The sequence below is a fragment of the Kitasatospora sp. NPDC093679 genome (assembly GCF_040683455.1).
Lineage (GTDB): Bacteria > Actinomycetota > Actinomycetes > Streptomycetales > Streptomycetaceae > Kitasatospora > Kitasatospora arboriphila.
Window position 1 is genome coordinate 102,583 of record NZ_JBFBDW010000012.1, and the last position, 12,741, is coordinate 115,323.

A 12,741-nucleotide genomic window follows, 5' to 3' on the forward strand; every position below is an offset into this window, starting at 1 on the left:
GGTCTGGCGGGCGAAGAGGTGGGGCGGTCCGGAACGGGGTCAGTCGCCGAGTCGCTCGCCGGACTCGATGCGGACCCCCCGGGCCCAGTCTGCCGCGCGCATCTGCTTCTTGCCCTGCGGCTGGACCTCGCCGAGCTCGATGTCGTGGCTGCCGGTGCCGACCCGGACGCTGTGCTTGGCCACGGCCATCTCACCGGGGGCGAGTTCGGCGGAGCCGGGGAGCAGGGTGACCGGGCCGGCCAGCTTGAGGCGCTCGCCGCGGAAGACCGTCCAGGCGCCGGGGGCGGGGGCGCAGCCGCGGACGAGCCGGTCGACGCGCAGCGCCGGGTGGCTCCAGTCGATCCGGGCGTCCTCGACGTTGATCTTGGGGGCGACGGTGACGCCCTCGGCGGGCTGGGGCACGGCGTGCAGGGCGCCGTCCTCGATGCCGTCCATGGTGGCGGCGAGCAGCCGGGCGCCCGAGTGCGAGAGCCGGGTCAGCAGGTCGCCGCTGGTGTCCGCGGGCCGGATCTCCTCGGTGACGACGCCGTAGACCGGGCCGGAGTCGAGGCCCTCCTCGATCTGGAAGGTCGAGGCGCCGGTGACCTCGTCGCCGGCCATCACCGCGTGCTGCACGGGGGCGGCGCCGCGCCAGGCGGGCAGCAGCGAGAAGTGCAGGTTGACCCAGCCGTGGCGGGGGATCTCCAGGGCGGCGGGGCGCAGCAGGGCGCCGTAGGCGACGACCGGGCAGCAGTCCGGGGCGAGTTCGGTGAGCCGGGCGAGGAAGTCCGGGTCGCTGGGCTTCGCCGGCCGCAGCACCTCGATGCCGGCCTCCTCGGCTCGCCGGGCGACCGGGCTGGCGACCGTGCGGCGGCCGCGGCCGGAGACCGCGTCGGGGCGGGTCACCACGGCGACCACCTCGTGCCGGTCGGAGGCCAGCAGGGCGTCCAGGGCGGGGACGGCGACCTCGGGGGTGCCGGCGAAGACGAGGCGCATGGGTGCCTTTCTCGGAGGGGGCGTGCTCCGGCCCGGCGGGCGCGCGGCCCGGCGGGTGGAGGAGGTGGTCAGCGGGCGGAGCCGAAGGTGGAGTGCGGCGATATCCGGACGGTCGGCGCCGGGCCGTCGCCCCAGTCGGCCTCGCGGATCGCCTTGAGCGCGGCCTTGCGGGTCTCGCGGTCGAGGCGGTCGATGAAGACGATGCCGTCGAGGTGGTCGGTCTCGTGCTGGATGCAGCGGGAGAGCAGCTCGGTGCCCTCGATCGTCACCGGGTCGCCGTACATGTTGAAACCCTTGGCGACGACGCCGTGGGCGCGCTTGGTGTCGAAGCGCAGGCCCGGCAGCGACAGGCAGCCCTCGGGACCGTCCTGCTCCTCGTCGGTGAGCGACAGGTCGGGGTTGATCAGGTGGCCCACCACGCCGTCCACGTTGTAGGTGAACACCCGCAGGGAGATGCCCAGTTGGGGCGCGGCGAGGCCGGCGCCGGGGGCGTCGAGCATGGTGTCGGTGAGGTCCTTGACCAGGCGCCGCAGTTCCTTGTCGAAGGTGGTCACCGGCTTGGCCTTCGTCCGGAGCACCGGGTCGCCGAAGATCCTGATCGGCTGGATCGCCATGGCTGCGGGGGCTCCTCGGGACGTCGGCGGCAGGGAGGCGTACCTGCAGAGTCTATGCAATGGGCGCCGTACGCCGGGCCGGGGTTCGGCGGGGTCGGCGCGGGTGGGCGTGCGCCGGGGCCGTCCGGCGGCCGTCCCGGTCGTGCCCCACCGACCTTCTCGGACGGGCGCGTTACCCGGGCCAGGGGTCGGGCGTTGGTCAAGTGGAATTGACCGGGACGCACGGCGTCGCGGTCCACGCCGACCGTACGGAGAGGTGGCGCAGAGGCCATGGCCGAGCAGATCAACCACGATGCGCGGGCGCGGGCGAGCCTGCACCTGCTGGTGCGGGACATCGAGCGGGTGAGGCGCCAGGTGGACGCGCTGCGCACCCTGACCGCCCAGTTGGGCAACGTCTACCGGCCCCGGCGGCCCAGCACCTCGGCGGGCTTCGTGGTGTACGGGCGGGCGCCCGCCCCGACCGTCCGGCTGGCGCAGGAGCTGCGCGAGAGCGTGGAGACGCTGGTGGCGGCGGCGGTCGAGTTCGACCGGGCGCTCGGCTTCTCCTGGGACTCGGTGGGCTCCGCGCTGGGCGTCACCAAGCAGGCGGTGCACCGCCGGTACGGCATGCGCCGGCCGGCCACCGAGCTGCTCGCGGCGGCCTCCGTCCCGGCGCCGCACGACGAGCGTGCACCCGAGCCGCTCCACGAACGGGCCGAGGCGCCCGTGCCCGTGCCCGTGCCCGGCCCCCTCCCCCGGACGGTGCCGCAGGCCCGGCAGGGCAGCCTGACCGCCCAGCCGAACGCCCGCGCCGCCCGCTGAGGCCCGCCCGGGCACCGCGGACCCGCCGCAACCGCGGCCCGTCGCCCCGTGCGGGCGTGCGCAGGCCGCGGGGCGGGCCCGTCAGCCGCGGATCTCGTAGGCCCTGGCCCGGTCCGTGACGTCGGCGAGCAGCGGCTCCACCAGCTTCATCAGGTCGCCGTAGTCGGCGACCCGGCCGTCGGACCACTGTCCGAGACCTGCGACCACGGCCCGCCCGACCCCGGAGAAGGCCTGCACCAGACCGCTGTCCGCCGCGAGCGTCGGCAGGCCGGATCCGGGCGGCGGCGCCTGCGCGCCGACCTGGTACGAGTCGTAGTTCAGTCCCAGCCGGGTGACCAGCTTCACGGTGTCGAGCTGGTCCTTCATGGTGAAGACCGCCAGGTTGAACTGGTTGTTCCGGGCGTCCTTGTACAGCGCGATCTGGTGGCCGAGGCAGCCCTTGCTCTCGGCGATCATGGCCGCGAGGTCCGGGCCCACCGAGGTCGGCTCGGGGCAGGTCCCGAGGTCCTTGGACGCGACCCTGGTGTACACCGCGCCGGACGCGGCCTTCACCGTGGCGGGGAAGAGCTCGGCCAGCGGCGCCGGCGGGCGGCCGGGGAGCCGGGCGGCGGCCGACCCGGACGGCGCGGCGGACACGGTGGCGGCCGTCGCGCCGGCGGTGACGGTGGTGGCCGGGGCGGCCGACTGCTTCCCGTCGTCCTTCGGGCCCACCAGCTGGAAGGCGATCACGGTCAGCACCGCGGCGGCCGCGGCCAGCGCGGCGTTCCGCGGCCACACCCGCTTCGGCGGGGGCGGCGGTGCGCCGGGCCGCAGCAGGCCCGGCACCGGCCCTTCCTTCACCGGCGCGGCGCGGACGAAGTCCTCGTCCAGCACCACGTCGAACGGGTCGTCGGACGGCCCCTCCGGGCCCGGCGCACTGTCGCTGATCGGCACGGGCCCACCCTAGTGATCACCGCCCCGCCGCAGGTCACGGCGTGATCACCATTCACGGCGTCCGGGGCGCCGGGCCCGCCCCGCCTCACCGGGGCACGTCCAGTACGTCCAGCACACCCCGCCCACCACCCACCACCCACCGACACGAAGCGGCCCCGCCGACCGGCCGCAGCCGCGCCGCCCGGCACCCCGACCGGGCCCGGAACCGCCCCGCCTCAGCCGATGTCCGGCGGGTCGACCCGGATCCGTACCTGCTCCCCCGTCCGCAGCGCCATCCGCGCGATCTGCGCGGCCTTGAGCGCCGTGGCCAGCGCCGCCCCGCGGCCGGGCGCGACCCGGATCAGGGCGCGCTCCAGCTCCTCGCCGCGGCCGGCGGGCACCGGCACGGGCCCCAGGACGTCGGCGCCCTCGGGCAGCCGCAGCAGTCCGAGCAGGTCGGCGACGGCCTGCGGCGCGCCGGTCACCGAGGCCATCCGGGAGACCGGCGGGAAGTGCAGTTCGGCCCGTTCGTCGAGCTCGGTCGCGGCGTGCCCGGCCGGGTCCCACCGGACGAGGGCCTGCACGGGCCGGGCGGTCGGCTCGGCGACGACCACCACGGTGCCGCCCGCGCCGGCCGGCCGGACGAGGGCCGCGGCGGTCAGCCAGCGCCGCAGCGCCTCCTCGCCGGCCCGCAGGTCGGGCCGGTTGAGCAGGGCCCAGCCGTCGAGCAGCAGGGCGGCGGCGTAGCCGCCCTCGGCGAGGGGCTCGGCGCCGGGTGTGGCGATCACCAGGGAGGGCGTGCCGGGCACCGTGGCGAGCACCGCGTCCCGTCCGGAGGTGCGGACGGGCACCCGGGGAAAGGCCTTGCCGAGTTCCTCCGCGGTGCGCCGGGCGCCGACGACCTGGGCGCGCATCCGGAAGGAGCCGCACTCGACGCAGTGCCAGTCCGTCTCGGGCGTGCCGCACCAGGCGCACTGCGGCGGGGTGTCGGCGCCGCCGGCCTCCAGCGGGCCGGCGCAGCGCCGGCAGCGGGCCGGGGTGCGGCAGCGGCCGCAGGCGAGCCGGGGGAGGTAGCCGCGCCGGGGCACCTGGATGAGGACAGGCCCGCGGGTCAGTGCGTCGCGGGCGGTCTCCCAGGCGACCGAGGGCAGCCGGGCGGCCTGGGCGGCGGCGTCCCGGGCCTGGTCGTGGTCGGTGACGGTGCGGATCCGCGGGGCGAGCGCCCGGACGGTCTCCCGGTCGGCGGTCAGCGGCCGGGCCCAGCCGGTGGCGACCAGCTGGGCGGCCTCGACGGTGGTGGAGAGGCCGCCGAGCAGCACGCCGGCGCCTTCGTCGGCGGCCCGCAGCAGGGCGACCTCGCGGACGTGCGGGTGGGGCGCGTTGGGGTCGCTGTGGCTGGAGTCGCCGTCGGACCACACGGCGAGCAGCCCGAGGTCGCGGACGGGGGCGAAGACGGCGGCCCGGGTGCCGATCACGGCCCGGACGGAGCCCCGGCTGACGGCGAGCCAGTGCCGGTAGCGCTCCTCGGGTCCGGCGTCGGCGGCGAGCACGGTGTGCCGGCCGGGGCCGAGCAGGGCGGTGAGTGCGGCGTCGACCCGGGCGACGGCGCGGCCGTCCGGCAGGACGGCGAGGGCGCCCCGGCCGCCGGCGAGCGCGGCGGCGACCGCGCGGGCGATCTCCTGCGGCCAGTCGGGCCCGGGCAGCGCCGTCCACACCGCGCGGGGCGCGTGGCCGGCGGCGAGCGAGCCGAGGAAGGCCGGGCCCTGCGGGTAGCGGGCCCAGCTGCCGGGCTCGGGGGCGGGCGGCGGGGGCAGCGGTGCGGGCGAGGGCTCGGACTCGGCCCGGGCGTGTCGCGGCGGTACGGCCAGTTGCAGCACGTCGGCGAGGGTGCCGGCGTACCGGTCGGCGACCGCGCGGCAGAGCCGCAGCAGGGCGGGGGTGAGGACGCGTTCGGGCGAGACCACCCGGGCGAGCGGGGCGAGCGGGCCGGCGTAGTCGGAGGAGGCGAGCCGCTCGACGACGTAGCCGTCGTGCAGGGCGCCGCCCTCGCGCCGGCCGGAGGCGCCGACGCGGGCGCCGAAGCGGACGCGGACCCGGACACCGGGCCGGGCGTCCTCGGCCATCGCCGCCGGCACCGCGTAGTCGAAGTACTGGTCGAGGCTGAGCACGCCCTTGTCGACCAGGACCCGGGCGACCGGGAGCTCCGCGGCCAGCTCGGTGCCGCGGGCCGCCCGCGGCCTGGACCGGCGGACCGTCTCCCGGATGAAGGCCAGCTGTTCGCCGGCGCCGTCTGTGCTGCTCATCGCCCTCATGGCTATCAGATCGCGCCGACAGACCGACGCAGGCGGCGGCCACCCCCACGGGGGTGGCCGCCGCCTGCGGACTGCCGGGGCAGGTGGGTCAGGCGCTGACGGCCTTCTTCAGCTCCTCGACGCGGTCGGTGCGCTCCCAGGTGAAGTCCGGCAGCTCACGGCCGAAGTGGCCGTAGGCGGCGGTCTGGGCGTAGATCGGGCGCAGCAGGTCCAGGTCGCGGATGATCGCGGCCGGGCGGAGGTCGAAGACCTCGGTGACGGCCTTCTGGATGTCCAGGACGGGGACGGTCTCGGTGCCGAAGGTCTCGACGAACAGGCCGACCGGCTCGGCCTTGCCGATCGCGTACGCGACCTGCACCTCGGCGCGGCGGGCGAGGCCCGCGGCGACGATGTTCTTCGCCACCCAGCGCATCGCGTACGCGGCGGAGCGGTCGACCTTGGACGGGTCCTTGCCCGAGAAGGCGCCGCCGCCGTGGCGGGCGTAGCCGCCGTAGGTGTCGATGATGATCTTGCGACCGGTGAGGCCGGCGTCGCCCATCGGGCCGCCGATCTCGAAGCGGCCGGTCGGGTTGACCAGCAGGCGGTAGCCCTCGGTGACGAGCTTGATGCCCTCGTCGGCGAGCGCCTTCAGCTCCGGCTCCACGACGAACTCGCGGATGTCCGGGGTGAGCAGCGACTCCAGGTCGATGTCGCTCGCGTGCTGCGAGGAGACCACGACGGTGTCGAGGCGGACGGCCCTGTCGCCGTCGTACTCGATGGTGACCTGGGTCTTGCCGTCGGGGCGCAGGTACGGGATGGTCCCGTTCTTGCGGACCTCGGACAGGCGGCGGGAGAGCCGGTGCGCGAGGGTGATCGGCAGCGGCATCAGCTCCGGCGTGTCGTCGCACGCGTAGCCGAACATCAGGCCCTGGTCGCCGGCGCCCTGCTTGTCGAGCTCGTCGTCCTCGCCCTCGACGCGGTGCTCGTGCGCGGTGTCGACACCCTGGGCGATGTCCGGGGACTGCGAGCCGATCGAGACCGAGACGCCGCAGGAGGCGCCGTCGAAGCCCTTCTTCGAGCTGTCGTAGCCGATCTCGAGGATCTTGTCCCGGACGAGCTGCGCGATCGGCACGTAGGCCTTGGTGGTGACCTCGCCGGCGATGTGCACCAGGCCGGTGGTGATCAGGGTCTCCACGGCGACGCGCGAGGTCGGGTCCTCCTTGAGGAGGGCGTCCAGGATGGTGTCGCTGATCTGGTCAGCGATCTTGTCGGGGTGTCCCTCGGTGACGGACTCCGAGGTGAACAGGCGGCGAGACACAGCGCTCCCTGGGGTTGCAGCGGCTGCTGACTGAATGCCCCGGTCTTCGGGGCATCCGGAAAGACTTGATTCCTGGAGTGTAACGGGGGAGCACCCTCGGCGGGCACTCCCCTTGTGCGGCAGTCGTGTGACCGTCGCCCCGCCTGGTCAGCCGAGACGGGCGGCCACGGCGTCCCAGACGGCGTCCGCGAGGACCTCCTTGGGGCCGTGCGGCACCTGGGTCTCGCCGCCGTCGGCGGCGAGGACGGTGGCCGCGTTGGTGTCCTGGCCGAACGCCTTGCCGTCGCCGACCTCGTTGACCACGAGGAGGTCGCAGCCCTTGCGGGCGAGCTTGGCCCGGCCGTTGGCGAGCACGTCGTCGGTCTCGGCGGCGAAGCCGACCACCAGCTGTCCGGGGCGGGCCCGCTCGGCGGAGAGCTCGGCGAGGATGTCGGGGTTGCGCACGAGCACGACCGGGGCAGGGTCGACGCCCTCCACCTTCTTGATCTTGCCGGTGGCGTACTCGGCCGGGCGGAAGTCGGCGACCGCGGCGGCCATCACCACGGCGTCGGCGTCCAGGACGGCCTTGTGCGCGGCCTCGCGCAGCTGCAGCGCGGTGGACACCCGGACGACGTCCACGCCCGCGGGGTCGGGCAGCTCGACGTTGGCGGAGAGCAGGGTGACCCGGGCGCCGCGGGCGGCGGCGGTCGCGGCCAGCGCGTAGCCCTGCTTGCCGGAGGAGCGGTTGCCGAGGAAGCGCACCGGGTCGAGCGGCTCGCGGGTGCCGCCGGCGGAGACCACCACGTGCCGGCCGGCCAGGTCCTGTTCGGCGGCGCCGCGGGCGAGCACCCGGCGGCAGGCCTCGAAGATCTCGGAGGGCTCGGGCAGCCGGCCCTTGCCGGTGTCCTTGCCGGTGAGCCGGCCGACGGCGGGCTCCAGCACCACGGTGCCGCGGCGGCGCAGCGTGGCGACGTTCTCCTGGGTGGCCGGGTGCTCCCACATCTCGGTGTGCATCGCGGGGGCGAGCACCACCGGGCAGCGGGCGGTGAGCAGCGTGTTGGTGAGCAGGTCGTCGGCCAGGCCGTGGGCGGCCTTGGCGAGCAGGTCGGCGGTGGCGGGGGCGACGACGACGAGGTCGGCGTTCTGGCCGATCCGCACGTGCGGCACCTCGTGCACGCTCTCCCAGGTCTCGGTGGCGGCCGGGCGGCCGGAGAGCGCGGCCCAGGTGGCCTCGCCGACGAAGTGCAGGGCGGCCTCGGTCGGCACCACGGTGACCTGGTGGCCGGACTCGGTGAACCGTCGCAGCAGCTCGCAGGCCTTGTAGGCGGCGATGCCGCCGCTGACGCCGAGGACGACGCGCGGTGCGTTCATGGGGGTGGATCTCCTTGTCCGGCCTCGCCCGGGTGGGGCTCGCCCTCACCCTACGGCGCATCAGACGGCCGGTGCACCATGACCCGGAGCACAGCGAAGGGCCCGCCGGAACACGTCCGGCGGGCCCTTGCGCAGGGGGAGGCTCAGGCGGCCTCGATCGCCTCGGCGGTGAGCATGCCGGCGTTGATCTCGCGCAGCGCGATCGACAGCGGCTTCTCGTGCACGTGGGTGTCGACCAGCGGGCCGACGTACTCCAGCAGGCCCTCGCCCAGCTGGGAGTAGTACGCGTTGATCTGGCGGGCGCGCTTGGCGGCGTAGATCACGAGGCTGTACTTGGAGTCCGTCGCCTCGAGGAGCTCGTCGATCGGCGGGTTGATGATGCCCTCGGGCGCGGTCATCGAAGAGGACACGCGAAAACCTTCCGAAAGTGGATTTGTCGGTCTCACACAGTCTGACGAGCGGCTCGACGAGCCGATCGGGTCAGACTACACCGAGCAAGGCTAGCAGTTCGGCCGCTACCTGCTCGACGGAGGTGTTGACAAGGGTCGTGTCGAACTCGGTCTCGGCCGCCAGCTCGACCTTGGCCGCGTCGAGCCGCTGGTCGATCACGTGCTGGGGCTCGGTGCCGCGGCCGGTGAGGCGGCGGACCAGCTCGTCCCAGCTCGGCGGGGCCAGGAACACCAGCTGGGCCTCGGGCATCGACTCGCGCACCTGCCGGGCGCCCTGCAGGTCGATCTCCAGCAGGACGGGCTCGCCGCGGTCGAGCCGGTCCTGGACCGCCTGCCGGGGGGTGCCGTAGCGGTTGCCGGCGAACACGGCCCACTCCAGCAGCTCGCCGTTGGCGATCAGCTTGTCGAACTGGTCGTTGTCGACGAAGTGGTACTGGACCCCGTCCTTCTCGCCCGGCCTCGGGTGGCGGGTCGTCGCCGACACCGAGAGCCAGACCTCGGGGTGCATCTTCCTCATATGAGCGACGACCGTGCTCTTGCCGACCCCGGAGGGGCCGGAGAGCACGGTCAGCCGCGGACGCTCACTCATGCACCGATTATCCCGGATCGCGGACCGTCCGGGGACCAGGGGGCTCGGCTCAGGTGGCCGCGCCGCCGAACTCCCGCTCCAGGGAGGCGATCTGGTTGGTACCGAGACCGCGCACACGACGGCTCTCGGAGATGCCGAGGCGCTCCATGATCTGCTTGGCGCGCACCTTGCCGACGCCGGGCAGGCTCTCGAGCAGGGCGGAGACCTTCATCTTGCCGATGACCTCGTCGTCCGCCTTGCCGGCCTTGATCACGTCGTGCAGCGACGCACCGGAGTGCTTGAGCTTGTTCTTCACGTCGGCGCGCTTCCGCCGAGCTTCGGCGGCCTTGGCGAGCGCAGCGGCGCGCTGTTCGGGGGTAAGGGGCGGAAGAGCCACGCCGTTCACCTCAGGTATGGATGGAAGGGATGAGCTATGACTGGTGGTGCCCGGCCTCCGGAGAGCAGGCTCTGACCTGCGCGGCGGCGGAATTCCGTCGCCTTCCGGTGACCTACCGCCGGACACTACCCAACTTAGGCCGCCACGTCAGGAAAAGAACACGAAAAGTCCTGGTCAGCCGGGGCAGACACAGGACTTTTCCGGGCAAATCAACCGCTCTCAGCGACGGTTGATCAGCCCTTTGTGACGCCGCTCACATCCTGGGCGAATCGTTCCGCCGCCTCTCGGAGTGCCGCGACCGACGGTCCGTGCTTCAGCACGTCGCGGCTGACGCTCGGCACGACGTTGCGCACGGAGTCGCCGAAGACCCTCGGCAGATCGGCCGCGGTGGCGCCCTGCGCACCCACGCCGGGGGCGAGCAGCGGGCCGTTGATCGCGAGGTCCGCGCCCGCCTCGGAGAGGGTCGCGCCGACCACCGCGCCGAAGGAGCCGAGCGGCTCGGCGCCGGCGTTCTCCGCCGCGAGCCGGCGCAGCACGCCCTGCGCCACGCTCTCGCCGTCCGCGGCGACGGCGCGCTGCACCTCGGCCCCCTCCGGGTTGGAGGTCAGCGCCAGCGCGAACAGGCCGCAGCCGTTGGCGCGGGCCAGGTCCACCGCCGGCTGCAGCGAACCGAAGCCCAGGTACGGGCTGACGGTGAGCGCGTCCGAGAACAGCGGGCTGCCCGGCGCGAGGAAGGTCTCCGCGTAGGCGGCCATGGTCGAGCCGATGTCGCCGCGCTTGGCGTCCATCACGACCAGTGCACCGGCGGCCCGGGCGTCGGCCGTGCAGCGCTCCAGGACGGCGATGCCCTTCGAGCCGAAGCGCTCGAAGAAGGCGGCCTGCGGCTTGAGCACGGCGACCCGGTCGGCCAGCGCCTCCACCACGGTGCGGGAGAAGGACTCCAGACCCGCGACGTCGTCGCCGAGGCCCCAGGCGGCGAGCAGCGAGGCGTGCGGGTCGATGCCGACGCAGAGCTGGCCGCGGGTGTCGAGGGCGTGGCGCAGGCGGGCGCCGAACGGGGCGAGGGTGGTCATGGGTGTCCTCCGGTCGTCGGGGTCGTCGTACGGGTCTCGTGCGGGTCGTACAGGGCGTACAGGGCGTGCGGGTCGTACGGGGTGTGCAGGGGTGGTGCCGGGTCGGGGTGGGGTGTCAGTCGCGCCGGTGGGCCAGGCCGACGGCGTCGGTGAAGGCGGCGAGGCCGCGGGAGGCGAGCTCGGTGCGCAGTTCGTCGAGGATGCGCAGCGGGGCCGTGGGGTCGTGCAGCAGGGCGGAGCCGACCGCGACGCCGCCGGCGCCGGCCGCGGCGAAGGCCAGCGCGTCCCGGCCGTCGGTGATCCCGCCCATGCCGAGGATCGGCACGGTGGGCAGGCGTCCGGCCAGCATCGCCGCGTGCACCAGGTGCACGCAGCGCAGCGCCACCGGCCGCACGGCCGGTCCGGAGAGCCCGCCGGGCCCGGCGGCGAGCGAGGGGCGCAGGGTGTCCGGGTCGATGTCCATCCCGGGCACGGTGTTGATCATGGACAGGCCGTCCGCGCCGGCCCGGACGCAGGCCGCCGCGATGTCGGTGATCGACAGCACGTCGGGCGCCAGCTTCGCGTAGACCGGCAGGTCGGCGGGGGCCGCCCGGCGCACCGCCCGGACGAGGTCGTAGGAGATCGCCGGGTTCGCGGCGAAGACCAGGCCGAGGTCGGCGTGGCTGGGGCCGCCGATGTTCAGTTCCAGGCCGACCACGCCGGGCAGTCCGCCGAGCCGGGCCGCCAGGGCGGCGAACTCCTCGATCCGCTCCCCCGCGATCGACACCACCACCCGGGCGCCGCGCTCCGCCAGCCAGGGCAGCTCCTTCTCGACGAAGGCGTCGATGCCGGGTCCGGGCAGGCCGAGCGCGGTGAGCAGCCCGGCCGGGGTGGCGGCGGCCCGCGGCGTGGGGTGGCCGGCCCGCGGCCGCGGCATGATCGTCCGGGTGGTGACCGAGCCCAGCGCGTCCAGCGGGACGAACTTGGCGAGCTCGCGGACGGGACCGGCGCAGCCGGCCGCGGTGGTGAGCGGGTTCGGCAGGGTCAGCGGGCCGAAGGGCGCGGTGAGGTCGACGTCCTGCGGGTCCATCAGGCCCCCTCCAGATCGGCCGGCACCGCCCCGATGTCCGCCCAGCGGACCCGCGTGGCGTCGAACACCGGGCCCTCCGTGCAGACCCGGGCGAACCGGCTGACGCCGTCGGCGCCGACCACCGGGACGACGCACGCCGCGCACAGCCCGGTGCCGCAGGGCAGGTCGGTGGCGAGCAGCGCCCAGCAGCGGATGCCGAGGTCGGCGACGGCCGCGGCGGTCAGTGCGAGGACGTCGGGTGGGCCGGCCGCGTAGACCACCGAGGCCTCGATCGCCCGGGCGGCCTGCGCGACCGGGTCGCTGACCAGGCCGGTGAGGCCGGCCGAGCCGTCCTCGGTCACCACCAGCACGTCCTGGGTGAGCGCCCGGGCCCGGTCGACGCCGTGCAGGCCGGCGGCGGTCGGCGCGCCCAGCAGGTAGCCGAGCTGGCCGCCGCGGGCGGTGAGCTGCTCGCCGAGGGCCGGCAGCGGGGCGGCGTGCTGGCCGTGGCCGACCAGCAGCGCCCTCACGGGTGCGTCGGGGACGGGGAAGGGCGTGCCGAGCGGGGCGATCAGGTCGAGCGGCCCGCTGCGGGGGCCGTCGGCGACCAGCAGCTCCAGGGTGCCGGCGGAGGCGTCGGCCCGGGCGATCGGGACGGCCTCGCGGACCACCGCGTGGTCGCCGGCCAGCGAGGCGAAGTGGCCCGGCCGGGCGCGGGACGCGGCCTCGGGCACCTCCAGCACCAGGCGGTGGTACGCGCCCTCCGCCGTGCACCCGTACACCTCCGCCCGCCACCGCACCGGATGGGCCATGTCCGACACCTCTCGATCGATCCGGGGACGCCCCTGCGCGCGGCGCACGTCCGCGCCAGGAGTCCCGCGTCCACACCTGCAACTCGCCGGGAGGCCCGCAGGTCACGCCACGATCCTCCCGCCCCGTCCCGTT

At 75.1% G+C, this 12,741-nt stretch carries 13 protein-coding genes; 1 reads left to right on the top strand and 12 read right to left on the bottom strand.

Going from position 1 to position 12,741, the window contains the following annotated elements:
- Positions 1–39 precede the first annotated feature (39 nt).
- Both fmt and def read right to left on the bottom strand, forming a co-directional pair.
- Positions 40–975 carry a methionyl-tRNA formyltransferase gene (fmt, locus tag AB0O09_RS13280; RefSeq protein WP_363541718.1) on the bottom strand — a complete coding sequence of 312 codons (936 nt, stop codon included), beginning with the start codon at positions 973–975 and terminating at the stop codon, positions 40–42.
- 68 nt (positions 976–1,043) lie between these two features.
- Entirely contained in the window at positions 1,044–1,589 is a 546-nt protein-coding gene (def, locus tag AB0O09_RS13285; RefSeq protein WP_359982317.1) for a peptide deformylase, read from the bottom strand.
- A 270-nt stretch (positions 1,590–1,859) separates the two neighbouring features.
- On the opposite strand from def, the gene AB0O09_RS13290 reads away from it, so the two are divergent.
- Positions 1,860–2,390, top strand: coding sequence for a hypothetical protein (locus tag AB0O09_RS13290; protein ID WP_363541719.1), 531 nt, complete (start codon positions 1,860–1,862; stop codon positions 2,388–2,390).
- A gap of 81 nt (positions 2,391–2,471) precedes the next feature.
- On the opposite strand, the gene AB0O09_RS13295 is transcribed toward AB0O09_RS13290, so the two are convergent.
- From AB0O09_RS13295 to AB0O09_RS13340, 10 genes are all read right to left on the bottom strand, one after another.
- Entirely contained in the window at positions 2,472–3,323 is an 852-nt protein-coding gene (locus AB0O09_RS13295; protein ID WP_363541720.1) for a hypothetical protein, read from the bottom strand.
- Between the two features lie 215 nt (positions 3,324–3,538).
- Positions 3,539–5,605: a primosomal protein N' gene (locus AB0O09_RS13300; protein WP_363541721.1), complete on the bottom strand. Its 2,067-nt coding sequence runs from the start codon at positions 5,603–5,605 to the stop codon at positions 3,539–3,541.
- A 97-nt stretch (positions 5,606–5,702) separates the two neighbouring features.
- The gene (gene metK / locus AB0O09_RS13305) at positions 5,703–6,911 is read right to left on the bottom strand and encodes a methionine adenosyltransferase (RefSeq protein ID WP_363541722.1); all 1,209 of its coding nucleotides are present in this window, start codon (positions 6,909–6,911) and stop codon (positions 5,703–5,705) included.
- A gap of 147 nt (positions 6,912–7,058) precedes the next feature.
- Positions 7,059–8,261 carry a bifunctional phosphopantothenoylcysteine decarboxylase/phosphopantothenate--cysteine ligase CoaBC gene (coaBC, locus tag AB0O09_RS13310; protein ID WP_359984985.1) on the bottom strand — a complete coding sequence of 401 codons (1,203 nt, stop codon included), beginning with the start codon at positions 8,259–8,261 and terminating at the stop codon, positions 7,059–7,061.
- A gap of 143 nt (positions 8,262–8,404) precedes the next feature.
- Positions 8,405–8,671 carry a DNA-directed RNA polymerase subunit omega gene (gene rpoZ, locus AB0O09_RS13315; protein WP_030240625.1) on the bottom strand — a complete coding sequence of 89 codons (267 nt, stop codon included), beginning with the start codon at positions 8,669–8,671 and terminating at the stop codon, positions 8,405–8,407.
- 70 nt (positions 8,672–8,741) lie between these two features.
- Positions 8,742–9,299, bottom strand: coding sequence for a guanylate kinase (gene gmk / locus AB0O09_RS13320; protein ID WP_344624228.1), 558 nt, complete (start codon positions 9,297–9,299; stop codon positions 8,742–8,744).
- A 49-nt stretch (positions 9,300–9,348) separates the two neighbouring features.
- On the bottom strand, positions 9,349–9,675 hold the full coding sequence (gene mihF, locus AB0O09_RS13325; RefSeq protein ID WP_030268416.1) for an integration host factor, actinobacterial type: 327 nt from the start codon (positions 9,673–9,675) through the stop codon (positions 9,349–9,351).
- Positions 9,676–9,908: 233 nt separating this feature from the next.
- Positions 9,909–10,748, bottom strand: coding sequence for an orotidine-5'-phosphate decarboxylase (gene pyrF, locus AB0O09_RS13330; RefSeq protein ID WP_363541723.1), 840 nt, complete (start codon positions 10,746–10,748; stop codon positions 9,909–9,911).
- Positions 10,749–10,863: 115 nt separating this feature from the next.
- Entirely contained in the window at positions 10,864–11,817 is a 954-nt protein-coding gene (locus AB0O09_RS13335; RefSeq protein ID WP_363541724.1) for a dihydroorotate dehydrogenase, read from the bottom strand.
- Positions 11,817–12,608, bottom strand: a complete 792-nt coding sequence (locus AB0O09_RS13340; protein WP_363541725.1) for a dihydroorotate dehydrogenase electron transfer subunit — start codon at positions 12,606–12,608, stop codon at positions 11,817–11,819. The genes AB0O09_RS13335 and AB0O09_RS13340 overlap by 1 nt, the downstream gene beginning before the upstream one ends.
- Positions 12,609–12,741: the final 133 nt, after the last annotated feature.